The sequence below is a fragment of the Enterobacter sp. FW301-JW81 genome (assembly GCF_058788735.1).
Window position 1 is genome coordinate 1 of record NZ_JBYTBA010000002.1, and the last position, 23,954, is coordinate 23,954.

Below are 23,954 nucleotides of genomic sequence, written 5' to 3' on the forward strand. Positions count from 1 at the left end.
CTCAGAAGTGAAACGCCGTAGCGCCGATGGTAGTGTGGGGTCTCCCCATGTGAGAGTAGGGAACTGCCAGGCATCAATTAGAAGAACCCCGTACCGTAAGGTGCGGGGTTTTTTGCTTTGTGTTCCCCCAATCTGGCCTTTCTCTTAATCCCTTATCCTGCTAATGGAATATGTGATCTTTGTCTCAATGTTGTTTATAACAAAATTATAACATTTCATTTACGAGGTAATTGAGTCTACTGGCTCAATACGCCGCAGTTTATGGCAGGAGCATAATCACAATGACAGAAAGCATTACATCAAACGGGACGCTGCCTAACAGTGATACCCGAAGAAGGGTATGGGCAATCGTCAGCGCCTCTTCAGGGAATCTGGTTGAATGGTTCGACTTTTACGTCTACTCATTCTGTTCACTCTACTTCGCACATATCTTCTTCCCCTCAGGCAATACCACGACACAACTTCTTCAAACGGCAGGCGTATTTGCCGCAGGATTCTTGATGAGACCCATCGGCGGATGGTTATTCGGCCGCATTGCGGATCGTCGCGGGCGTAAGGCCTCTATGCTGATCTCGGTTTGTATGATGTGCTTTGGCTCTCTGGTGATCGCCTGCTTGCCGGGATATGAATCGATTGGCACCTGGGCACCCGCGTTACTGCTACTGGCCCGCTTATTCCAGGGATTATCGGTAGGTGGCGAATACGGTACCAGCGCGACTTACATGAGTGAGATTGCGCTGGAAGGGCGTAAAGGCTTTTACGCCTCGTTCCAGTACGTCACGCTTATTGGTGGTCAGTTGCTGGCCATTCTTGTGGTGGTGATCCTGCAGCAGATCCTGACGGATGAACAACTTCATGCCTGGGGGTGGCGGATCCCTTTCGCGATGGGGGCCGTGCTGGCGATCGTCGCGCTTTGGCTACGCCGTCAGCTGGATGAAACCTCTCAGAAAGAGGTCCGGACGTTGAAGGAAGCCGGAACATTCAAAGGGTTATGGCGTAACCGCAAAGCTTTCCTGATGGTGCTGGGCTTCACTGCGGGCGGCTCTCTCAGTTTCTATACTTTCACCACCTATATGCAAAAGTACCTGGTGAACACCACCGGAATGCACGCCAACGTCGCCAGCGTTGTCATGACCGTGGCGCTATTTGTCTTTATGCTCATACAGCCGATCGTCGGTGCGCTCTCGGACAAAATTGGCCGACGTACCTCGATGCTTATTTTTGGCGGATTGTCGGCGCTCTGTACCGTGCCTATTTTGACTGCGCTTCAGCATGTCTCCTCACCGTATGCAGCATTTGCGCTGGTCATGCTGGCGATGGTGATTGTCAGTTTCTATACCTCTATCAGCGGGATATTGAAGGCCGAAATGTTCCCGGCGCAGGTACGTGCTTTAGGCGTCGGGCTCTCTTATGCGGTAGCCAACGCGTTGTTTGGCGGATCGGCGGAGTACGTTGCGTTGTCTCTTAAATCGTGGGGAAGTGAAACGACATTCTTCTGGTACGTGACGGTAATGGGAGCCCTTGCTTTCATTGTCTCTCTGATGCTGCATCGCAAGGGTAAAGGTATTCGTCTTTAGTAATGCGCCATCTGCCACACGGCATAGCCGGTCGTAGCGCCAGCGACATCCCAGGCAAAATCTTTCCAGCTCCAGCCGCTCCCTGCGGGGCGGCTATCCCACATCTCTTTTGATGCCCCAAGACCGACTGAGAACATCAACCCTATAGCCGCGCTACGGTCCCGGCTATACCCCTGATGCTGCGCATATTCATTACCGGCTGCAGACAACATCGCGGAGGCGAGGAAATGTTGTGCTTTATCCTGTCCGGACCAGCTGTCGTTGGCCATATGGCTACAGCCGCTCAGAAAGAGGACGCTCAGTAGTAAAGGAATGCGCATCAACGGGCTCCATAAAAAAGCCCTGCGGTTGGCAGGGCCTGGATACTACAGAATACGGCTGATAAGTCGGTCGATACGGATGCGACGCAAGCGGCGAATGAGCTTGCGGACTTTTACCGGATAATCGGCGATGCTCTGCAATTCGCGGTAATGATTCACCACGGTAGTATGCGTGCGAATCAGCTCAAGCTCCCGCTCGCGCTGTGCGGCTAACTCATGCTGCGGGTCGTGGATCAGGATAGCGTTTTCCAGATCCAGTCGCCACGCGCGTGGGTTGAGGTTGTTACCGGTCAATAACATCCACTCATCGTCGACCCACATGCCTTTCAGATGGTAGGTGTTGTCTTCATCTTTCCAGAGACGCACAACCAACTGGTCAGTGTTTACGTAATACTGTAAACGGCTCAGGAAACGACGCAGGTTAATCTCATAAAGATAAGGCAGCGCCCCGATGATTTTGAACGGCTGATCTTCAGGAATGTAGAAGTCGTTTGCCGTTTTATCACCGACGATGATTTCCACTTTTTTACCGTCGCGCAGTAGCTGAATGATATTACGCACCAGCACGGCCGGAAGGTTGAAGTACGGCGTACAGATGGTGAGCTTCTGCTCCGCGCACGGCATCAGATGGAAGATCGTTTTGTTCAGCTGGCTTGATTTGCCGAGCCCTACCAGCGGGGTAACGGATAACTCTTCGTTGTTCGCATCGCCCTGGAAATGATAGACCGCATCGCGGAGCTCCTGGCGGAAGGCGCGAACATCGTTTTTGATCTCCGGGCTTTTCGGACGCTCGGGATCGTCAAGGCGATTGACGCCACGACCATGTACCAGATTTTTATCAACCCAGTTAAACATGATATCGGCCATCTGTGGATTACGAATCAGATGGTAACGGTCGTAGCGATATTTATCGAGCTGATGCAGGTAAACATCATTCAGACTGGCGCCGCTGTAAAGCACACTGTCATCAATGATAAAGCCCTTGAAATGAAGGACGCCGAGCGCTTCACGGGTATTAACAGGTACGCCATAAACAGGCACATCAACGCCAGGATTTTCCTGCGCCGTGCGGCAATACCAGTCAGCATTGGTGTTTGAAGCGGCTGCGCCGATACGGCCACGCTGAGCGCGATGCCAGTCTACCAGCACGCGAACATCCAGTTCCGGACGCTGACGTTTAGCTTCATAGAGTGCGTTCAGGATCGCGCGCCCGCCTTCATCTTGTTCAAGATACAGAGCCACAATGCAAATGCGTCGCGTGGCGCTGGCAATCTTTTCCAGAAGCGTCTCCCGAAAATGAGCGGGAGCGTAAAAGAACTCTACATCATCAACTGACTGAGAAATCTTCGGTAGTTGAGCAAGGTGTTGTTGATGTTTATTACGCTTAAATTTTGACAACATCACAGTGCGTTTCTTCTCTGTTCATTGAAGGGTTGTCTGTACCATGCAAACAACATAAGCGGACAATGATACCACCAGTCCCGTCCAAAGTGGGTAACATTTCCAGTAGCTTACTTGTGTTTGTCTGCCGATGTCAGACTAAGGGACAAGGCAACAATACCTTCGTCCAGCTGAATATCAACCTCAAATCCAAGTTTTCGCGCCAGGGTCACCATACCGCGATTGTTAGGCATAGTAATGCCATTGAGGCGTAACAATCCGTGATCTCGCGTATAACTGATGAGTTTTTCCAGCAGCCGTCTTCCCAGACCCAGACCTTTAAGATCGGAGCGGACCAGTACGGCAAATTCCGCATCGACGTTATCCGGGTCAGAAATAGCACGCGTGACGCCGAGGATCTCATCCCCCTTATCGGAGCGACGAACGGCAACAAACGCCATTTCTCGATCGTAGTCGATCTGGGTCATATTAGCTAAATCATCGTGGGTAAATTCGTTGATTTCGCTAAAATAGCGATAATAGAGATCTTCTTTCGTAACCTGAGAGATAAAGGCTCGCAGCTGGGGTTCATCCTCCGGCAGAATAGGGCGGAACAAGGCGCGTTGCCCATTTTTCATCTCAACCCATTCCTCCAGCTGCAGAGGATATGGCCGGATCGCCAGACGGCTCTCTCTGTCACCTTCGAATGGCGCGATATCCAGCGTCACGTCCAGCGCCGTAAACTCGCTGCCGGAGGCGAGAAGCGGATGAATATCCAGCCGCTGGATCTCTGCACAATCCACAATCAGGTTAGACACCTGCACCAGAAACTGACTTAACCCGGCAATATCGAGCGGACGCAGCGCACTTCGGCCTCGGATCTTTTTGCTTTTAATCGCCTGAATGATCAGATAACGCGCCAGATTCATGTTCAGCGGCGGTAATGCCACCACGGCTTGTTCTTCAGGCCGCCATTCTACACCGCCTTCTCCCAGCATGATGAGGGGGCCAAACACCGGATCGTGTTCGACCACAACCCGTAACTCCTGAGCCCCTGCGCGGTTAGCCATGCTTTGCACCAGCAGTCCGTGGATCCTTGCCTGCGGCCAGGCCATTTTGACACGGTCGAAGATGGCATCTGCGGCCTGCTGTACTTCCGTTGCCGTGCGCAGGTATAACATGACCCCCTGAACATCAGACTTATGCGGAATATCCGGGGAACGCAGCTTAAGGGCAACCGGGTAGCCAATTTGCTCAGCTATATGAACGGCCTCAGCGCTGTCGCTGGCGATCCAGGTCGGCAGGGTTTGCATTCCGTAGCTACCCAGAATGGGTTGAACTTCATGCGTATCAAGCGACGTCGCCCCCTCTTCGATAGCCTGCTGCAACAGCCGGTGAACGTCGACGGTGTTCGCCGTGAGATTACCGGGCAACGCCGGCGTTTCACGTAGCTGTTTCTGGTTGCGGCGATATTCCACCATATGCATAAACGCGGTGATGGTGCCTTCCGGCGTGCGGTAGGTTGGCAGCCCGGCTTCGCTGAACAAGCGTCGCGCTTCCTGAGAGGAAAACTCACCGCACCAGTTGGTCAGCAGGGTGACGTATTTGCCTCGCGGATGATTGCGCACGGCATCAATAAGCGCACGCGCGCTTTCACTCCCGGGTGCTACCGCGCTGGGGGAGTGGATAATCATCAGCGCATCGAAATCCTGGCTATCCAGCAAAATGGAGATAGCACGGATATAGCGCTCGCTGCTGGCATCATCACGCAAATCAAGCGGATTGCCGGGCGTAACGCTTGCCGGAAGCGCTTCTTTCAGACGCTGCAGCGTCTCTTCACTCAGCGTTGCCAGCTTGCCGAAGCGCCGCCACAGCTCGTCCAGCGCAAGTGCAGCAGGGGCGGCACCATTGCTGACAATCATTAACTTCTCGCCGCGCAGCGGGCGCATATGGCTTAACGTCTCAACGGCGGAAAAAAGCTCGTGCGTATCCTGTACGCGCAGCAGCCCCGCGCGCTGAATGGCAGCATCCCAGGCCGGATCCATACCGGAATGCGAATGCAACAGACGCTGTGCTGCAGGGCTGCGTCCGCTTTTGATCACCAGGATCGGCTTATTACGCGAAGCGCTTCGCGAAGCCGATACAAAACGGCGGGCGTCGCTGAGGTGCTCAAGATAAAGCAGGATCGCACTGGTTTTGCCGTCGCGCGCCAGAAAATCCAGCAGTTCATCCACGTCGATATCGAGGCTGTCGCCGAGGGCAATGAAGTAGGAGAATCCCATTTCACGCTGCTGCGCCCAGTCGAGGATGGTGTTTGATACCGCGGCCGACTGCGAAATAAAAGCGAGCTTGCCTTTGCGGATTGGAACCGGTGAGAAACTGGCATTCAGCCCCTGCCAGGGGGCGAGCAGCCCCAGACTGTTTGGCCCAAGAATGCGCATTTGATAGCGATTGGCGCATGCCAGCAGCTCGGCTTTCTGCTCGGGCGGAGAGGAGAGGATAATGCAGGTTTTACACCCTTTCTTGCCGAGTGACTCCAGCAGTTCCGGATTACGCTTCGCGTTAGTACAAAGTACGGCAAGATCCGGCACGAAAGGCAGGCTTTGTACATCAGGCCATGCAAGCACTCCCTGAACGGCCTTATAAGCTGGCGTGACGGGCATGACGGGGCCATTAAATCCCCCGGCCAGCAGGTTACGCATCATCAGATAGCCAGCGCGATCCGGTTTCATTGATGCGCCGATCACGGCAATGGATTTAGGACGAAGTAGCGCTTCTAACCCTCGCTGGCTCATGCAGGCCTCCTGTGAATGCAAGCGACCTGATGATTTTAAACGCTTTCTGGCTCTGTTGCTGTGACACTGCCCTTATGAACGGTTTTTCCTGCCAGATAGCGCTCGCGAAAACATGAGAAATGGTTGCCCAGAGCCGCAGCCGCAGCGGTATCTCCCGCCAGATCCAGAAGCGCAATGGCCACCTCGGCGGTGCAGTACTGCCCGTCAGCATGCGCTTCGCGCAGGCGGTAGGCCGAAACGCGGGAAAGGTCGACAGATATCACCGGCAGGGCGTCGAGGTAAGGGCTTTTGCGAAACATTTTGCGCGCTTCGGTCCAGGTGCCGTCCAGCATAATAAACAGCGGCGGTTTACCGGATGGCGGCGCCGAAAGCACCTGACGATCTGCGCCCGCATAAGAGGCCGGGAAAACGACCATTGGCTGATAGTCCGGGCTTGCCACCAGGTCGAGCAGGGCCTGCGGAGGCTCAGTACGGGACCACTGAAACGCGACGGTGTCCGGCAGAATATCGGCGATAAGACGCCCCGTATTGCTGGGCTTCATCGGTTCGGTATCGAACATGACCAGACAAAAACGGCTCTCTGCCGAACTCGTGGCCAGCGTCTCGCACAGGCAAACCTTCAGCGGTAGCAGGCAGCGCTGACAGCGACGAATACGGTTGCCGCGGGCAAGAAAGGGGCGAGTCGCGCGCACAAGGCGCTCGGCACGTAATTTAAGGACAGCGTTATCAGTCATGGGCGAAATGCAGGAAAAACGCTATTTTCGCAGAGGCGGGAGCGGGGCACAAGATGTGCCCCGGGAATGTTACAGTGATTCGTTTAACCAGCTATCGAACGGAGCTTTCGGAACCGCACCGTTGAGCATGTCAACCATTTCACCGTTTTTGAAGATCATAATGGTCGGAATACTGCGGATCTGAAAACGCGCGCTGAGCTCGCGCTCTGCCTCAGTATTGACCTTCACGAAGCGCATTTTACCGCTGCGCTCTTCGGCCACATCCTCAAAAATGGGCGCGAAGTTTCGGCACGGGCCGCACCATGGCGCCCAGAAATCGATCACGACAGGAAGATCGTCCTTGAGGAGTTTGTCCAGCGTAGCACCCGTCGCGTTAATGACATCGCCATCAAACAATTCATGGCCACAACGCCCGCATTTCGCACCATCTTCAATCCGATCGTCCGGAATGCGATTAAGAGCCTGACAGTTGGCACATACGGTATTCATAACTAACCTCTGATAGAGCCGTGGGACAGCGGCAGTATGCCGATAATGTTTCTAATATGTTACATATTATCAATGAGCCTGTTTGAAACAACAATGCGTTTTATTCAATGAGAACAATAGTCACAGGCTTTTGTACGAAATTATGGCTATGCGCTGGCACATCGGGTAATCTGCGCGCTTCGCGCAGCGCTGGTGGAGAAAAGCATGAACGACGAAATGAAAAACAAAAGCGGCAAGGTCAAAGTGATGTATGTCCGCAGTGATGATGACTCTGATAAACGCACCCAAAATCCGCGTACCGGAAAAGGTGGCGGGCGTCCGGCGTCTTCTCGTGCAGACGGTGGCCGTCGCCCCGCCCGCGATGACAGAAATAACCGCAGTGATGACCGCAAACGTGACGATCGCAAACGCGATGACCGTCCGCGTTCCGACCGCCCACGTAGTGACCGTCCACGCGACGATCGTCCGCGTGATGACTTCTCACGTGATAACGCTTCCCCGTGGCGCACCGTTTCTCGCGCCCCTGGCGATGAGACGCCGGAAAAAGCCGATCACGGCGGTATCAGCGGTAAAAGCTTTATCGACCCGGAAGTGCTGCGCCGTCAGCGCGCGGAAGAGACCCGCGTGTATGGCGAGAACGCCTGCCAGGCGCTGTTCCAGAGCCGTCCTGAGTGTATCGTCCGCGCCTGGTTTATCCAGAGCGTGACCCCACGCTTTAAAGAAGCGCTGCGCTGGATGGCGGCAAACCGTAAAGCCTACCACGTGGTTGATGATGCTGAGCTGACCAAAGCGTCTGGCACCGAGCACCACGGCGGCGTTTGCTTCCTGATCAAAAAACGTAACGGCACGACCGTGCAGCAGTGGGTCAGCCAGGCGGATGCCGATGACTGCGTGCTGGCTCTGGAAGATGTGGGCAATCCGCATAACCTGGGCGCAATGATGCGCAGCTGCGCGCACTTTGGCGTGAAAGGCGTGCTGTTGCAGGATGCCGCGCTGCTGGAATCCGGCGCCGCGATCCGTACTGCGGAAGGTGGAGCCGAGCACGTACAGCCAATCACCGGCGACAGCGTTCTGGATGCCCTGGAGCAGTTCCGTAAAGCGGGCTATTCCATCGTGACCACTTCGAGCCACGCCGGTACGCCGCTGTTTAAAGCGACACTGCCGCGTAAAATGGTTCTGGTGCTGGGTCAGGAGCGCGATGGTCTGTCTGACGCGGCGCTCTCCAGTGCAGATCTGAGCGTCTCTATCGACGGGACGGGCAATGTGGAAAGTCTGAACGTCTCCGTTGCGACCGGCGTGCTGCTGGCCGAATGGTGGCGTCAGAACAAAGCGTAAGCCTTTATGCTTTTTGTATGCCCGGTTCACCGGGCATACAAACTCACACTACTCGCTTTCTGCCGGTAACACAGGCATCCAGTCAATTGGCGTTTCGCCACGTTTTTCCAGCCATTCATTCGCCAGAACAAAATGATTACTGCCAAAGAAACCGCGATGCGCAGACAGCGGTGACGGGTGCGGTGCTTTCAGGACATGGTGACGCTGACGGTCGATGATCGCTCCTTTCTTCTGCGCATGCGATCCCCACAGTAAAAACACGACCCCTTCGCGATGCTCATTGATAAGGCTGATGACTTTATCGGTAAACGTCTCCCAGCCCAGGCTGGCGTGCGAGTGCGCCTGGCCCGCCCGTACGGTGAGCACCGTATTCAATAACAGCACGCCCTGGCGAGCCCAGCTTTCCAGATAGCCGTGAGTGGGGCGGGTAAACCCGGGCACGGTTCCCTCAAGCTCTTTATACATATTGAGCAGGGAAGGCGGGATAGCCACGCCCGGACGCACGGAAAAGGCCAGTCCATGTGCTTGCCCAGGGCCGTGATAGGGATCCTGACCCAGAATGACCACTTTCACATCGCTCAGCTCGGTGTAGCGGAATGCGTTGAACACATCTTTCTGCGGCGGATAAATTGTCTGTCCGGACTGACGTTCAGCGGCAACGGTGCTGAGCGTATTGATAAAATAAGGCTGCTGCTTTTCTTCTGCCAGCACGTCATGCCAGGTTAAAGGTGTCGTCATCTCGCTCTCCTGCGAATCTCAATCTGTGACTAGCTTAACCGTTAAATTCACGGGCGCAAAATTACAGGTGGGAAATGCGCGTAAGTCACTCAATTTATGTTGAAATTATGCAGGTTGAATTGAATTGGTAAGGCTGCGAAATTGATCTGGAGCAATAAATTCAGACCACACTCTTTGTGTGGTTGATGTTTTTATTGATTTAAATCAATAAATCGCGGTGGTGTGAATGATATATATACACACAAGAAACAATGGTTTTACCAATTGGCCGCGAGAGGCCGACATCAGTTAATGTAGCCTAAGGGAGGCAACACATGATTACAGGTATCCAGATTACTAAAGCTGCAAATGACGATCTGCTCAACTCTTTCTGGCTGCTGGACAGCGAGAAAAACGAAGCGCGCTGCGTCGTAGCGAAAGCGGGTTTTGCAGAAGATGAAATCGTGCCGGTAAGCAAACTGGGCGAGATCGAGTACCGTGAAATTCCAATGGAAGTGAAACCGGAAGTGCGCGTGGAAGGTGGTCAGCACCTGAACGTTAACGTACTGCGTCGTGAAACGCTGATGGATGCAGTTGAGCACCCAGAAAAATATCCACAGCTGACCATTCGCGTGTCCGGCTATGCAGTTCGCTTCAACTCTCTCACCCCGGAGCAGCAGCGCGACGTTATTGCGCGTACCTTTACTGAAAGCCTGTAACGGCTTCAGACAGGGGGGAATAAAAAAGCCGGGATTTTCCCGGCTTTTTTTTACTCTTCAGATTTCGTCTCTGGTGCGGCAGAGCTTGGCTTACGGCGCTTACCAATATTTTTGGTGTCGCGGTGGCGCTGCTTCACGCGTGGTTTCTCTTTTTCTTTCTCTTTTCTCTCAGCACGTTTCGCGAGCGCTTTCTTGGACGGTTTGCCCGTCATTTTTTCGCTCGGCGCACGCGTGGTCGGGCGGAGTTCGTCAATAACGCGCGCTTTCAGCGGCTCATCAACATAGCGGCCAATTTTCTGCAGCAGCAGGTAGTCATGCGCTTCGACCAGTGAAATCGCAATACCTTTGCGGCCCGCGCGGCCGGTACGGCCAATACGGTGCAGATAGGTATCTCCGCTGCGCGGCATATCGAAGTTAATGACGTGGCTGACGTCCGGGATGTCGATCCCGCGCGCGGCTACGTCTGTCGCAACCAGTACGTTAACGCGGCCATCGGTCAGGCGCTTAATGCCTTCGGTACGCTTGATCTGCGCCATCTCGCCTTCAAGATAGCAGTTGTTTATTCCGGCGTTACGCAGCATTTCAGCCAGCTCGTGCACGCGCTCGCGCTTACGCACGAACACGATTGTACGCAGAGCATCTTCCTGCTTCAGCAGGTGCTTGAGCAATTCAACCTTGTGCTCAAGGTTGTCCGCGCGGTAATACCACTGGTGAATCTTCTTACGCTCGCGCGTGGACGGCGTGGCAGACACTTCTACCGGATCTTCCAGCAGACGCTCCGCGAAATCTTTAATCGCTTCCCCTTCGAGGGTGGCAGAGAAGAGCATCGTCTGGTTACGCCAGCGCGTTTCACCCGCAATGTGTTCGATATCCTGCGCGAAGCCCATGTCCAGCATGCGGTCGGCTTCGTCAAGAATCAGGGTTTCAACCGCGCGGCAGTCGAAGTTCTCTTCTTTAATGTATTGCAGCAGACGGCCTGTCGTTGCAACGACGATGTCCTGGTTTTCGCTGAACACTTCGGCGTGGTTCATATACGCAACGCCGCCGGTGATGGTGGCGATATCAAGATGAGTATTCGCCGCGAGTTCACGCGCGTGATCGGCAACCTGCATTGCCAGTTCGCGCGTAGGCGTCAGGATTAAAATACGCGGCGGGCCAGATTTTTTGCGTGGGAAGTCGAGCAGATGCTGCAACACAGGCAGCAAATAGGCTGCTGTCTTCCCCGTGCCGGTTGGCGCAGAACCGAGCACATCGCGGCCCTCAAGCGCAGGCGGAATGGCCGCTGCCTGAATGGCGGTCGGGCGTGTAAAGCCTTTGCTCTCAAGTGCATTGAGCAGGCTTTCATCGAGTTCAAGTTCGGAAAAAGTCGTTACAGTCATGTTCTACCTCTGTGTGGGGCGCTGATTATAGACGTTACGGCTGTAATCTTCATCTGTTTGTATGGATATCGCTTTTCGGCCACTTCGCTTTCCCCTATGCTACTCCAGTTTCACTTAGAAGGTTGCCCTGACATGTCTCAACTCAAAGCGCAGCTGCGCCGCGATGGTTTTACGTTTAAACAATTTTTTGTCGCTCACGATCGCTGTGCCATGAAAGTCGGTACCGACGGTATTTTACTGGGAGCATGGGCGCCTGTCGCAGGCGTTAAGCGTATTCTTGATATCGGTACCGGTAGCGGGCTGGTGGCGTTGATGCTGGCACAGCGTACGGAAGAGCATGTCACCATTGATGCCGTTGAACTGGATGCGCAGGCCGCAGAGCAGGCGAGTGAAAATGTGGCCGAATCCCCATGGGCAGCCCGAATGAGAGTCGAATGCGCAGATATACTGGCCTGGGCGCCTGAACAAACCGCGCGTTACGATCTGATCGTCAGCAACCCTCCCTACTACGAACCCGGCGTTGAGTGCGGCTCGCCTGAGCGCGAACAGGCGCGTTATACCAGCTCCCTCGATCATAAAGCGCTGCTCACTAGTGCGGCAGAACTGATCTCCGAAGAGGGGTTTTTCTGCGTGGTTCTGCCGGAGAGTACGGGCAACACGTTCATCGGTATCGCGCAGGAGATCGGCTGGACGTTACGTCTGCGTACCGATATTTCAGATACGGAAGGACGGCTGCCGCACCGCGTGCTGCTGGCGCTCTCGCCAAAAGAGGGTGAATGCTTTAATGACCGAATGGTTATCCGTGGGCCAGACCAGCGTTATTCCGAAGATTACACTGCCCTGACCCAGGCGTTTTATCTGTTTATGTAAACCTGCGGGGCGAGTATCGATGGGCCGGACTCAGCAAGCTGATCCGGGTAGTCGAGAGTATAGTGCAACCCGCGGCTCTCTTTACGCATCATCGCGCAGCGAACAATCAGCTCGGCAACCTGCACCAGATTGCGCAGCTCCAGCAGATTATTAGAGACCCGGAAGTTGGCGTAATATTCATCAATTTCCTGCTGCAGCATGGTGATGCGACGCAATGCGCGTTCAAGACGTTTCGTGGTGCGCACAATCCCTACGTAATCCCACATAAACAGCCGTAGCTCATGCCAGTTGTGCTGGATCACGACCAGCTCGTCCGGGTTATCCACGCGGCTTTCATCCCAGGCCGGCAGGCGCTCTGTCTCACGGGCGTAAGGCATGCGTTTCGCGATGTCTTCCGCCGCAGACCAGCCGTAGACCAGACATTCGAGCAGCGAGTTAGAGGCCATACGGTTCGCGCCGTGAAGCCCGGTATAGCTGACCTCGCCAATAGCATACAGGCCATCGACATCGGTACGCCCATGATCGTCAACCATTACGCCACCGCAGGTATAGTGGGCGGCTGGCACAATGGGCACCGGATCGCGGGTTAAATCAATGCCAAGATTGAGCAGCTTTTCGTAAATCATCGGGAAATGCTGGCGAATGAACGCTGCTGGCTTATGGCTGATATCGAGATACATGCAGTCCACGCCAAGGCGTTTCATTTCATGGTCGATGGCGCGAGCGACAATATCACGAGGGGCCAGTTCGCTCCGGGCGTCAAAGTCCGGCATAAAGCGGGAGCCATCAGGGCGTTTCAGATAGGCGCCTTCACCGCGCAGGGCTTCCGTCAGCAGGAAGTTGCGCGCCTGAGGGTGGAACAAGGCGGTGGGGTGAAACTGATTAAATTCGAGATTCGCCACCCGGCAGCCGGCGCGCCAGGCCATCGCGATACCGTCTCCGGAGGCAATGTCCGGGTTAGTGGTGTACTGATACACCTTGGAGGCGCCGCCCGTAGCCAGCACAACAGCCTTCGCCTGACAGGTTTCCACCTTTTCTCTATTCCTGTTCCAGACCCATGCGCCTACCACGCGACGCGTGCCGGGCAGGCCAATCTTGTCGGAGATAATCAGGTCAACGGCATTACTTCGCTCAAGAACCCGAATATTAGGATGGCTCAGCGCTTTACTGACCAGCGTGGTTTCCACTTCTTTGCCAGTCGCATCCGCTGCGTGGAGGATGCGGCGGTGGCTGTGGCCGCCTTCGCGAGTCAGGTGGTAGCTCTCTTCACCGTTGGGTTGAACCTGCGTATCAAACAGTACGCCCTGGTCGATAAGCCACTGAACGCAATGACGGGCGTTGCTGGCGACAAACTCCGCGGCGTGCGGATCCACGATCCCGGCCCCGGCAATCAGCGTATCTTCAACGTGGGATGCGATACTGTCTGTCTCATCGAACACGGCAGCAATGCCGCCCTGAGCATAAAACGTGGAACCTTCACTTATCGGCCCTTTACTCAGAACGATAACGTTTTGATGCTCGGCCAGGCGCAGCGCCAGAGAGAGACCGGCAGCGCCGCTGCCGATGATCAGTACATCACAATGGAGTTCAGGTGTTGTGTTCATGATTGTTGTTTAATTTACTAAACAGAGTTTGGTCAGAATAGCACCCGGATGCGATTTATCGCACGTTTTTTTTAAAGGTTGTTGCAACGGCTAAACGCGTAAGCGGAGGTAAACGGAGGGTAAATGAGTGAAATTATTTTGCGAAGCAGATCGTTAGCGTCAGATTTTGTGGTGAAATAAAAACGGGGTTGCGTTACTCTTCTGGCGGGAAAAAGATGTTTCTTGTCAGAAAGTGGTGCGTATCGTGAACAGACTTATAATGAGAGAAAATGAACAGTCTGCGGCGCGATGAACAAAAACAAAGGCGTTACGGAACTTATTGAAGATCAGACACTCTAACTCGGTGCTTGCTCAAAGTGCGGTATTTTAGAGTGGCGTTTCGATAACGCGTGGAATTTAGGTTTGGGGAGACATTACCTCGGATGAGCGAGCAGTTAACGGACCAGGTCCTGGTTGAACGGGTCCAGAAGGGAGATCAGAAAGCCTTTAACTTACTGGTGGTGCGCTACCAGCATAAGGTGGCGAGCCTGGTTTCCCGCTATGTACCGTCAGGCGATGTGCCTGATGTAGTGCAAGAGTCTTTTATTAAGGCCTATCGCGCGCTGGATTCTTTCCGGGGAGATAGTGCTTTTTATACCTGGCTGTACCGTATTGCGGTCAATACGGCAAAGAATTATCTGGTCGCTCAGGGCCGTCGTCCGCCGTCAACTGATGTGGACGCAATCGACGCCGAAAACTTCGAAAGTGGCGGCGCATTGAAAGAAATTTCGAACCCTGAGAACTTAATGTTGTCAGAAGAACTGAGACAAATCGTTTTTCGCACGATCGAGTCGCTCCCGGAAGATTTACGCATGGCAATTACGTTACGGGAGCTGGATGGTCTGAGCTATGAAGAGATAGCCGCTATCATGGATTGTCCGGTCGGCACGGTACGTTCACGAATTTTCCGTGCGCGAGAAGCTATTGATAATAAAGTTCAACCGCTTATCAGGCGTTGACGATAGCGGGATACTGGAAAAGGTATTAGGCATGCAGAAAGAAAAACTTTCCGCTTTAATGGATGGTGAAACGCTGGACAGTGAGCTGCTCAACGAGCTGTCTCATTCTCCTGAAATGCAAGAAACGTGGGAGAGTTACCATCTCATCCGCGACACCCTCCGCGGTGATACCAGCGAGTTTCTCCATTTCGATATCTCAGCCCGCGTCATGGCGGCGATTGAGAACGAGCCTGTTCATCAGACCACTCCGCTGATTCCTGAAGCTCAACCCGCGCCTCACCAGTGGCAGAAAATGCCATTCTGGCAAAAGGTGCGTCCGTGGGCCAGCCAGCTTACCCAAATGGGTGTGGCTGCATGCGTATCGCTTGCAGTTATCGTTGGCGTCCAGCACTATAATACTCAGTCTGAAACTAATCAGCAGCCAGAAGCGCCAGTGTTCAACACACTGCCGATGATGGGCAAAGCCAGCCCGGTAAGTCTGGGTGTACCGGCTGATGCTTCCGCCAGTGGCGGTCAGCAACAGCAGGTTCAGGAGCAGCGCCGTCGCATTAATGCGATGTTGCAGGATTACGAGCTGCAGCGTCGTCTGCACTCTGAACAGCTTCAGTTTGAGCAGGCGCAAACACAGCAAGCTGCTGTGCAGGTGCCCGGAAACCAAACTTTAGGAACGCAATCGCAGTAATGAAGCAACTTTGGTTCGCCATGTCTCTGATGGCGGGTAGCCTGTTCTTCTCTGCCAACGCCTCGGCTGATGTTTCATCCGGGGCGTTGTTGCAGCAAATGAATCTGGCCAGCCAGTCACTCAATTACGAGTTGGCATTTATCAGCATCAATAAGCAGGGCGTCGAGTCGTTACGCTATCGTCATGCCCGTCTTGATAATCAGCCGCTTGCCCAGCTTTTACAGATGGATGGCCCGCGTCGGGAAGTTGTCCAGCGTGGTAACGAAATCAGCTATTTCGAGCCAGGCCTGGAGCCTTTCACGCTGAATGGCGACTATATCGTTGATTCTCTGCCGTCACTTATTTACACCGACTTCAAACGGCTTGCCCCTTACTACGATTTTATTTCGGTAGGGCGTACGCGCATTGCGGACAGGCTGTGCGAGGTGGTCCGTGTGGTTGCCCGGGACGGAACGCGCTACAGCTATATTGTCTGGATTGACGCGGAAACCAAACTCCCCATGCGTGTAGACCTGCTTGACCGTGACGGTGAAACGCTGGAACAGTTCCGCGTTATCTCCTTCAGTGTGAATAATCAGGTCGGCAACAGCATGCAGAATCTGGCTAAAGCCAGCCTGCCGCCGCTGCTTTCTGTTCCAGCAGGGGATTCCGTTAATTTCAACTGGGTACCGTCCTGGATCCCGCAAGGGTTTAGCGAAGTGTCTAGCAGCCGTCGTCAGCTGCCAACGATTGAAACGCCGGTGGAATCGCGCCTCTATTCCGACGGGTTATTCAGTTTCTCGGTGAATATCAACCGCGCAACAGCAAACAGCGCCGAACAAATGCTGCGTACCGGACGCCGGACGGTCAGCACCACGGTGCGCGATAACGCAGAGATCACCATTGTGGGTGAGCTCCCTCCGCAAACGGCGAAGCGCATTTCCGACAGCATTAAATTCAAGGCCGCACAATGATCAAAGAGTGGGCTACGGTGGTATCGTGGCAGAACGGCGTTGCGCTGGTGAGCTGCGACGTAAAAGCTTCATGTAATAGCTGCGCCTCCAGAGCGGGCTGCGGCAGTCGCGTGCTGAACAAGCTCGGACCGCAAACATCGCACACGATTTCTGTGCCAAGTGAACAGCCGCTGGTGGTGGGGCAGAAGGTAGAGCTGGGCATTGCCGAAGGTAGCCTTCTCAGTTCCGCCATGCTGGTTTATCTCTCTCCGCTGGTCGGGCTGTTTATCATGGGCGGCATATTCCAGATGCTGTTTGGCACTGATGTGGCCGCTATGTGCGGTGCCGCATTAGGTGGCGTGGGTGGGTTCTGGCTTGCTAAAGGTCTTTCTCCGACGCTCGCTGCGCGCGAGGAGTGGCAGCCTGTCATTCTTAGCGTTGGTCTGGCGCCAGACCAGCTTCGCGTTGAGACGCTCTCTTCTGAGGCCCGGTGATCCATCGGGCTTTATCATTTTTTACACCCTAAAACAGAAAACGTCCTTTCTTCACGCTATACCTGTCTCTAAGTGCATTTCCAGGTTGCGAGGATGTAGTGTAGAATGCTGCGTTTTCGCACTGAAAAACGTCAGGCTAAGAACAGCGGCCTCCAGGAATTCGTAAGGCATAATTATTTAACTATATGAAGAACATACGTAACTTTTCGATCATTGCTCACATTGACCACGGTAAGTCGACGCTGTCTGACCGTATTATCCAGATTTGCGGTGGCCTGTCTGATCGTGAAATGGAAGCCCAGGTTCTGGACTCCATGGACCTGGAACGCGAACGCGGTATTACCATTAAAGCGCAGAGCGTCACGCTTGATTACAAAGCGGCTGATGGCGAAACCTATCAGCTGAACTTTATCGACACCCCAGGCCACGTTGACTTCTCCTATGAGGTTTCACGCTCGCTGGCGGCCTGTGAAGGCGCGCTGCTGGTGGTGGATGCCGGGCAGGGCGTTGAAGCCCAGACTCTGGCAAACTGCTACACCGCGATGGAAATGGATCTCGAGGTTGTGCCGGTTCTGAACAAGATCGACCTGCCAGCCGCCGATCCCGAGCGCGTAGCGGAAGAGATTGAAGATATTGTCGGCATTGACGCGACCGATGCCGTGCGCTGCTCCGCGAAAACCGGTGTGGGCGTAACCGACGTGCTGGAACGCCTGGTACGTGATATTCCGGCTCCGGAAGGCGATCCAGATGCGCCACTGCAGGCGCTGATTATCGACTCCTGGTTCGATAACTACCTGGGCGTTGTCTCCCTGGTGCGTATTAAAAACGGCACCATGCGTAAAGGCGACAAAATCAAAGTAATGAGTACCGGACAGGTCTATAACGCCGACCGTCTCGGTATCTTCACGCCAAAACAGGTTGACCGTACCGAGCTGACGTGCGGCGAGGTAGGCTGGCTGGTCTGCGCAATTAAAGACATCCTCGGCGCGCCGGTGGGCGATACCCTGACCGGTGCGCGTAACCCGGCAGATAAAGCGCTGCCAGGCTTTAAAAAGGTCAAACCGCAGGTTTACGCGGGTCTGTTCCCGGTCAGCTCTGACGACTACGAAAACTTCCGTGATGCGCTCGGTAAACTGAGCCTGAACGATGCTTCCCTGTTCTACGAGCCAGAAAGCTCTACGGCGCTGGGCTTCGGCTTCCGCTGCGGCTTCCTCGGTCTGCTGCACATGGAGATCATTCAGGAGCGTCTGGAGCGTGAATACGATCTGGATCTGATCACCACCGCACCGACGGTAGTGTATGAAGTTGAAACCACTTCGAAAGAGGTTATCTACGTCGACAGCCCGTCCAAGCTGCCGCCGCTGAACAACATTCATGAACTGCGCGAGCCTATTGCCGAGTGTCATATGCTGCTGCCGCAGGAGTTCCTGGGTAACGTCATTACGCTGTGTATTGAGAAGCGTGGCGTGCAGACCAACATGGTTTACCACGGTAACCAGGTGGCGCTGACCTATGAAATCCCGATGGCGGAAGTGGTACTCGACTTCTTCGACCGTCTGAAGTCCACCTCCCGTGGCTATGCGTCACTGGATTACAACTTCAAACGCTTCCAGGCCTCCAACATGGTGCGCGTGGACGTGCTGATCAACGGCGAGCGTGTGGATGCGCTGGCGCTGATCACCCACAACGACAATGCGCCATATCGCGGTCGTGAGCTGGTTGAGAAGATGAAAGATTTGATCCCGCGTCAGCAGTTCGATATCGCAATTCAGGCGGCCATCGGCAACCACATTATCGCGCGTTCTACCGTGAAACAGCTGCGTAAAAACGTTCTGGCGAAGTGCTATGGCGGTGACGTCAGCCGTAAGAAAAAGCTGCTGCAGAAGCAGAAAGAAGGTAAGAAGCGTATGAAGCAGGTCGGTAACGTCGAGCTGCCGCAGGAAGCATTCCTTGCCATTCTTCACGTTGGTAAAGACGGCAAATAACCTTAAGGAGTTGGCATGGCGAACATGTTTGCCCTGATCCTGGTCATTGCTACCCTGGTGACAGGTCTGCTGTGGTGTCTGGATAAGTTTATCTTCGCCCCAAAACGTCATGAACGTCAGGCTGCCGCGCAGGCAGCCACGGGCGATGGGATTGACGCGAAAACCCTGAAGAAAGTCGGCCCGAAACCGGGCTGGCTGGAAACGGGTGCCTCGGTATTTCCGGTGCTGGCCATTGTGCTGGTGGTACGTTCGTTTATTTACGAGCCGTTCCAGATCCCATCAGGGTCAATGATGCCAACGCTGCTGATTGGTGATTTTATTCTGGTAGAGAAGTTTGCCTACGGCATTAAAGATCCTATCTACCAGAAAACGCTGATCGAAACCGGTCATCCGAAACGCGGCGACATCGTGGTATTCAAATATCCGGAAGATCCGCGCCTGGACTATATCAAGCGCGCGGTCGGTCTGCCGGGTGATAAAGTGACTTACGATCCGGTTGCGAAAGAAGTCACCGTTCAGCCGGGCTGCAGCTCCGGTACCGCATGTGAAAATGCGCTGCCGATCACCTACTCAAACGTTGAGCCAAGTGATTTTGTGCAGACCTTTGCGCGTCGTAACGGTGGCGAAGCGACCAGCGGGTTCTTCCAGGTACCGAAAGGCGAAACCAAAGAGAACGGTATTCGTCTGGTTGAGCGCAAAGAGACGCTGGGCGATGTGACCCACCGCATCCTGACAGTGCCTATCGCGCAGGATCAGCTCGGTATGTACTACCAGCAGCCGGGTCAGCAGCTTGCCAGCTGGATCGTGCCGCCAGGCCATTACTTCATGATGGGCGATAACCGCGACAACTCTGCCGATAGCCGCTACTGGGGCTTTGTGCCGGAAGCGAATCTGGTGGGTAAAGCGACCGCAATCTGGATGAGTTTTGAGAAGCAGGAAGGCGAATGGCCGACCGGTGTACGACTGAATCGTATTGGCGGAATCCATTAATTCTCAATAAATGAACGCGTAGCCGCTTTAATTAGCGGTTACGCGAATTATTTCCACGATAAATCTCTTCGAACTAACGACATCCCCTGTCGTTGTGTATAGAATATTCCCCCGAAGTTTAAGGTTGGCCCTGCAAGGGTGCCACGGCACACGAAACCGCGTTGGTTATCTCAGGTCGGTTTCGTGTGCTGCATTTTTGACGCATTCATTTATTGGTATCGCATGAACCCCATCGTAATTAATCGGCTTCAACGGAAGCTGGGCTACACTTTTCATCATCAGGAGTTGTTGCAACAGGCATTAACCCACCGCAGTGCCAGCAGCAAACATAATGAGCGACTCGAGTTTTTAGGCGACTCTATTTTAAGTTTCGTGATTGCGAATGCGCTTTATCATCGTTTCCCGCGTGTGGACGAGGGTGATATGAGCCGCATGCGCGCCACGCTGGTTCGGGGTAATACCCTTGCGGAAATCGCGCGCGAATTTGAACTGGGCGAATGTCTGCGTCTTGGGCCGGGTGAACTGAAAAGCGGCGGCTTCCGTCGTGAATCTATTCTTGCCGATACGGTCGAAGCATTAATTGGTGGTGTGTTCCTGGACAGCGATATCCAGACCGTAGAAAAGCTGATCCTCAACTGGTATCAGACCCGTCTGGATGAAATCAGCCCGGGCGATAAACAAAAAGATCCGAAAACGCGTCTGCAGGAATATTTGCAGGGTCGTCATCTGCCGCTGCCATCTTATCTGGTAGTGCAGGTACGTGGCGAAGCGCACGATCAGGAATTTACCATCCATTGCCAGGTCAGTGGCCTGAGTGAACCGGTGGTAGGCACAGGTTCAAGCCGTCGTAAGGCTGAACAGGCTGCCGCCGAACAGGCGTTAAAAATGCTGGAGCTGGAATGAGCGAAGAAAAAACCTATTGCGGATTTATTGCCATCGTCGGACGTCCGAACGTTGGCAAATCCACCCTGTTGAATAATCTGCTTGGGCAGAAGATTTCTATCACCTCTCGTAAGGCGCAGACCACGCGTCACCGCATTGTCGGCATCCATACTGAAGGCGCGTATCAGGCGATCTACGTTGATACCCCGGGCCTGCACATGGAAGAGAAGCGTGCCATTAACCGTCTGATGAACAAGGCGGCGAGCAGCTCAATTGGCGACGTAGAGCTGGTGATTTTCGTTGTTGAAGGCACCCGCTGGACGCCGGACGACGAGATGGTGCTGAACAAGCTGCGTGACGGTAAAACGCCGGTTATCCTCGCGGTCAACAAAGTTGACAACGTGCAGGAAAAGGCCGACCTGCTGCCGCACCTGCAGTGGCTGGGTAGCCAGATGAACTTCCTCGACATCGTTCCGCTGTCTGCTGAGACCGGCCTGAACGTTGATACCATCGCGGGCATCGTGCGTAAGCATCTCCCGGAAGCGATTCATCACTTCCCGGAAGACTACATCACCGATCGTTCTCAGCGCTTTATGGCGTCTGAAATCATCCGTGAAAAGCTGATGCGTTTCCTGGGCGCTGAGCTGCCGTACTCTGTGACGGTGGAGATCGAGCGTTTCCAGACCAACGAGCGCGGTGGCTACGACATCAACGGCCTGATCCTCGTTGAGCGCGAAGGGCAGAAGAAGATGGTGATCGGCAATAAAGGTGCCAAGATCAAAACCATCGGTATTGAAGCCCGTAAAGACATGATGGAAATGTTCGAAGCACCCGTTCACCTGGAACTGTGGGTGAAAGTGAAATCTGGCTGGGCCGATGATGAGCGTGCTCTGCGCAGCCTCGGTTACGGCGAAGACCAGTAAACCAAGACGACGCGCATATGGATGGATGGCAGCGTGCCTTTGTCCTGCATAGTCGTCCCTGGAGCGAAACCAGCCTCATGCTGGACGTCTTCACGGAAGAGTCGGGCCGCGTGCGCCTTGTTGCGAAAGGCGCACGTTCCAAACGTTCTAATCTGAAAGGTGCCTTACAGCCTTTCACACCGCTGCTGGTTCGCTTTGGCGGGCGTGGGGAAGTCAAAACCCTGCGCAGTGCTGAAGCCGTCTCCCTGGCGCTCCCCCTTTCCGGTATCACGCTCTACAGCGGCCTGTACGTCAATGAACTCGTCTCACGGGTTCTTGAACATGAGACTCGCTTCTCTGAACTTTTCTTCGATTATCTGCACTGTATCCAGGCGCTGGCTGGCGCAGCTGGCACGCCCGAACCCGCCCTGCGCCGTTTTGAACTGGCGCTGCTGGGGCATCTTGGCTACGGCGTCGATTTTCTGCATTGTGCGGGAAGTGGAGACGAGGTAGAAGACGGGATGACCTACCGGTATCGGGAAGAAAAAGGTTTTATCGCCAGCGTCGTGATAGATAACAGCACGTTCACCGGGCGCCAGCTCCGGGCGCTGTATGAGCGCGAGTTTCCCGACCAGGACACCCTGCGCGCGGCAAAACGCTTTACCCGGATTGCCCTCAAGCCGTATCTTGGCGGCAAGCCCTTAAAGAGCCGCGAATTATTCAGGCAGTTTGTGCCGAAACGTTAGACCACAGAATCGAAAAGAAAACCGAGGATTGTCATGGCTGAATTACTGTTAGGCGTCAACATCGATCATATCGCCACGCTGCGTAATGCGCGCGGCACGGCGTATCCCGATCCGGTTCAGGCGGCGTTTATCGCCGAGCAGGCTGGCGCCGACGGCATTACCGTTCACCTGCGCGAAGACCGTCGCCATATCACCGACCGTGACGTACGCATTTTGCGTCAGACGCTGGACACCCGTATGAATCTGGAGATGGCGGTTACGGAAGAGATGCTGGCCATTGCCTGCGAGACTCAGCCGCATTTCTGCTGCCTGGTGCCTGAAAAGCGTCAGGAAGTGACGACCGAAGGCGGTCTGGATGTTGCCGGGCAGATCGACAAAATGCGCGATGCCTGCAAACGCCTGGCGGATGCCGGTATTCTGGTTTCCCTGTTTATTGACGCCGATTTCGCCCAGATTAAAGCGGCGGCCGACGTGGGTGCACCGTATATCGAAATCCACACCGGCTGCTATGCCGATGCCAAAAACGATGCCGAACAGGCCAAAGAGCTGGATCGCATTGCCAAAGCGGCCACGTATGCCGCAAGCCTGGGCCTGAAGGTTAACGCCGGACACGGCCTGACCTACCACAACGTTAAAGCCATCGCCGCCCTGCCGGAAATGCACGAGCTGAATATCGGCCACGCCATTATTGGCCGTGCGGTGATGAGCGGTCTGAAAGAGGCGGTCTCAGAGATGAAACGCCTGATGCAGGAAGCGCGTCAGTAATGGCCATTCTGGGCTTAGGCACCGATATCGTTGAAATAGCCCGCATTGAAGCGGTGATCGCCCGTAGCGGCGATCGCCTCGCAAGGCGCGTGCTGAGCGATAACGAATGGGCTATCTGGGAAGCGCATCAGCAGCCGGTACGTTTCCTGGCGAAGCGCTTTGCGGTAAAAGAGGCTGCCGCCAAAGCCTTCGGGACCGGCATTCGTAATGGCCTGGCGTTTAACCAGTTTGAAGTGTTTAACGATGAGCTGGGTAAGCCACGCCTGCGTTTATGGGGCGAGGCGCAAAAGCTGGCGGAAAAGCTGGGCGTGAATCACATGCACGTGACGCTCGCCGATGAACGCCACTACGCCTGCGCGACGGTGATTATTGAAAGCTAGAGTTTGTCGGCGTGATGCATCAGGACAAACTTATCCCACAATTGCTCTTCGCTCTCGACGTGTGCCGGATCCTTCAGGATGGTATTCGGGATCGGGCACACTTTCTGACAGGTCGGCGTTTCATAGTGGCCGATGCATTCGGTGCAGCGGTCGCTGTTAATCTCATAAATGCTGTCGCCCATCGAAATGGCCTGGTTCGGGCATTCGGGTTCGCACATATCGCAATTGATGCATTTTTTGGTGATTAACAGCGCCATCAGGAAATTCTCAGAAACAACA

At 54.5% G+C, this 23,954-nt stretch carries 25 protein-coding genes; 16 read left to right on the top strand and 9 right to left on the bottom strand.

Annotated elements, in window-relative coordinates:
* Positions 1–281 precede the first annotated feature (281 nt).
* Positions 282–1,577: an MFS transporter gene (locus AC3WOK_RS06985; RefSeq protein WP_492354247.1), complete on the top strand. Its 1,296-nt coding sequence runs from the start codon at positions 282–284 to the stop codon at positions 1,575–1,577.
* Here AC3WOK_RS06985 and AC3WOK_RS06990 read toward each other — a convergent pair.
* From AC3WOK_RS06990 to trxC, 5 genes are all read right to left on the bottom strand, one after another.
* On the bottom strand, positions 1,574–1,897 hold the full coding sequence (locus AC3WOK_RS06990) for a YfiM family lipoprotein (protein WP_492354248.1): 324 nt from the start codon (positions 1,895–1,897) through the stop codon (positions 1,574–1,576). The two genes, AC3WOK_RS06985 and AC3WOK_RS06990, sit on opposite strands and share 4 nt — an antisense overlap.
* Before the next feature lie 45 nt (positions 1,898–1,942).
* The gene (pssA, locus tag AC3WOK_RS06995; RefSeq protein ID WP_063428234.1) at positions 1,943–3,298 is read right to left on the bottom strand and encodes a CDP-diacylglycerol--serine O-phosphatidyltransferase; all 1,356 of its coding nucleotides are present in this window, start codon (positions 3,296–3,298) and stop codon (positions 1,943–1,945) included.
* A gap of 110 nt (positions 3,299–3,408) precedes the next feature.
* The gene (locus AC3WOK_RS07000) at positions 3,409–6,072 is read right to left on the bottom strand and encodes a bifunctional acetate--CoA ligase family protein/GNAT family N-acetyltransferase (RefSeq protein ID WP_063428236.1); all 2,664 of its coding nucleotides are present in this window, start codon (positions 6,070–6,072) and stop codon (positions 3,409–3,411) included.
* Between the two features lie 35 nt (positions 6,073–6,107).
* Positions 6,108–6,806, bottom strand: a complete 699-nt coding sequence (locus AC3WOK_RS07005; protein WP_059312562.1) for a tRNA-uridine aminocarboxypropyltransferase — start codon at positions 6,804–6,806, stop codon at positions 6,108–6,110.
* A gap of 69 nt (positions 6,807–6,875) precedes the next feature.
* The gene (gene trxC / locus AC3WOK_RS07010; protein ID WP_047346793.1) at positions 6,876–7,295 is read right to left on the bottom strand and encodes a thioredoxin TrxC; all 420 of its coding nucleotides are present in this window, start codon (positions 7,293–7,295) and stop codon (positions 6,876–6,878) included.
* 204 nt (positions 7,296–7,499) lie between these two features.
* On the opposite strand from trxC, the gene AC3WOK_RS07015 reads away from it, so the two are divergent.
* A complete protein-coding gene (locus tag AC3WOK_RS07015; RefSeq protein ID WP_063428240.1) occupies positions 7,500–8,630 on the top strand; it encodes a tRNA/rRNA methyltransferase in 1,131 nt (376 codons plus the stop codon).
* A gap of 48 nt (positions 8,631–8,678) precedes the next feature.
* Here the strand turns inward: AC3WOK_RS07015 and ung are convergent, their stop codons facing one another.
* Positions 8,679–9,368 carry a uracil-DNA glycosylase gene (gene ung / locus AC3WOK_RS07020; protein WP_047346791.1) on the bottom strand — a complete coding sequence of 230 codons (690 nt, stop codon included), beginning with the start codon at positions 9,366–9,368 and terminating at the stop codon, positions 8,679–8,681.
* A 314-nt stretch (positions 9,369–9,682) separates the two neighbouring features.
* Between ung and grcA the strand changes: the two genes are divergently transcribed.
* Positions 9,683–10,066, top strand: a complete 384-nt coding sequence (grcA, locus tag AC3WOK_RS07025; protein ID WP_008502190.1) for an autonomous glycyl radical cofactor GrcA — start codon at positions 9,683–9,685, stop codon at positions 10,064–10,066.
* Between the two features lie 50 nt (positions 10,067–10,116).
* Here grcA and srmB read toward each other — a convergent pair whose 3' ends face one another.
* A complete protein-coding gene (srmB, locus tag AC3WOK_RS07030) occupies positions 10,117–11,445 on the bottom strand; it encodes an ATP-dependent RNA helicase SrmB (RefSeq protein ID WP_047346790.1) in 1,329 nt (442 codons plus the stop codon).
* A gap of 132 nt (positions 11,446–11,577) precedes the next feature.
* On the opposite strand from srmB, the gene trmN reads away from it, so the two are divergent.
* Positions 11,578–12,315: a tRNA(1)(Val) (adenine(37)-N(6))-methyltransferase TrmN gene (trmN, locus tag AC3WOK_RS07035; protein WP_059312566.1), complete on the top strand. Its 738-nt coding sequence runs from the start codon at positions 11,578–11,580 to the stop codon at positions 12,313–12,315.
* Here the strand turns inward: trmN and nadB are convergent.
* Positions 12,300–13,919 (bottom strand): L-aspartate oxidase, encoded by a 1,620-nt coding sequence (gene nadB / locus AC3WOK_RS07040; RefSeq protein WP_059312567.1) that lies wholly within the window; start codon positions 13,917–13,919, stop codon positions 12,300–12,302. The two genes, trmN and nadB, sit on opposite strands and share 16 nt — an antisense overlap.
* Positions 13,920–14,282: 363 nt before the next feature.
* Here nadB and rseD point away from each other — a divergent pair, with 363 nt between their 5' ends.
* The 12 genes from rseD (at position 14,283) to acpS (ending at position 23,675) form a co-directional block, all read left to right on the top strand.
* Positions 14,283–14,345, top strand: coding sequence for a rpoE leader peptide RseD (gene rseD / locus AC3WOK_RS07045; RefSeq protein WP_229255512.1), 63 nt, complete (start codon positions 14,283–14,285; stop codon positions 14,343–14,345).
* The gene (rpoE, locus tag AC3WOK_RS07050; protein WP_059312568.1) at positions 14,342–14,917 is read left to right on the top strand and encodes an RNA polymerase sigma factor RpoE; all 576 of its coding nucleotides are present in this window, start codon (positions 14,342–14,344) and stop codon (positions 14,915–14,917) included. The genes rseD and rpoE overlap by 4 nt, the downstream gene beginning before the upstream one ends.
* 31 nt (positions 14,918–14,948) lie before the next feature.
* Positions 14,949–15,599: an anti-sigma-E factor RseA gene (gene rseA, locus AC3WOK_RS07055; RefSeq protein ID WP_059312569.1), complete on the top strand. Its 651-nt coding sequence runs from the start codon at positions 14,949–14,951 to the stop codon at positions 15,597–15,599.
* Positions 15,599–16,552: a sigma-E factor regulatory protein RseB gene (rseB, locus tag AC3WOK_RS07060; protein WP_059312570.1), complete on the top strand. Its 954-nt coding sequence runs from the start codon at positions 15,599–15,601 to the stop codon at positions 16,550–16,552. The genes rseA and rseB overlap by 1 nt, the downstream gene beginning before the upstream one ends.
* Positions 16,549–17,025, top strand: a complete 477-nt coding sequence (gene rseC / locus AC3WOK_RS07065) for a SoxR-reducing system protein RseC (protein ID WP_059312571.1) — start codon at positions 16,549–16,551, stop codon at positions 17,023–17,025. Before rseB ends, rseC begins: the two co-directional genes overlap by 4 nt.
* Before the next feature lie 185 nt (positions 17,026–17,210).
* Complete coding sequence (gene lepA, locus AC3WOK_RS07070) at positions 17,211–19,010, top strand: translation elongation factor 4 (protein ID WP_023308849.1); 1,800 nt, start codon at positions 17,211–17,213, stop codon at positions 19,008–19,010.
* Between the two features lie 15 nt (positions 19,011–19,025).
* Positions 19,026–20,000: a signal peptidase I gene (gene lepB / locus AC3WOK_RS07075; RefSeq protein ID WP_047346783.1), complete on the top strand. Its 975-nt coding sequence runs from the start codon at positions 19,026–19,028 to the stop codon at positions 19,998–20,000.
* Between the two features lie 222 nt (positions 20,001–20,222).
* A complete protein-coding gene (gene rnc, locus AC3WOK_RS07080; RefSeq protein WP_003860711.1) occupies positions 20,223–20,903 on the top strand; it encodes a ribonuclease III in 681 nt (226 codons plus the stop codon).
* A complete protein-coding gene (era, locus tag AC3WOK_RS07085) occupies positions 20,900–21,805 on the top strand; it encodes a GTPase Era (protein WP_006176722.1) in 906 nt (301 codons plus the stop codon). The genes rnc and era overlap by 4 nt, the downstream gene beginning before the upstream one ends.
* Before the next feature lie 17 nt (positions 21,806–21,822).
* A complete protein-coding gene (gene recO / locus AC3WOK_RS07090) occupies positions 21,823–22,530 on the top strand; it encodes a DNA repair protein RecO (protein WP_492354249.1) in 708 nt (235 codons plus the stop codon).
* A gap of 33 nt (positions 22,531–22,563) precedes the next feature.
* Positions 22,564–23,295: a pyridoxine 5'-phosphate synthase gene (pdxJ, locus tag AC3WOK_RS07095; protein WP_063957706.1), complete on the top strand. Its 732-nt coding sequence runs from the start codon at positions 22,564–22,566 to the stop codon at positions 23,293–23,295.
* The gene (gene acpS / locus AC3WOK_RS07100; RefSeq protein ID WP_047346780.1) at positions 23,295–23,675 is read left to right on the top strand and encodes a holo-ACP synthase; all 381 of its coding nucleotides are present in this window, start codon (positions 23,295–23,297) and stop codon (positions 23,673–23,675) included. Before pdxJ ends, acpS begins: the two co-directional genes overlap by 1 nt.
* Here acpS and AC3WOK_RS07105 read toward each other — a convergent pair.
* Positions 23,672–23,932, bottom strand: a complete 261-nt coding sequence (locus AC3WOK_RS07105) for a YfhL family 4Fe-4S dicluster ferredoxin (RefSeq protein WP_008502177.1) — start codon at positions 23,930–23,932, stop codon at positions 23,672–23,674. The genes acpS and AC3WOK_RS07105 overlap by 4 nt on opposite strands.
* Positions 23,933–23,954 lie beyond the last annotated feature (22 nt).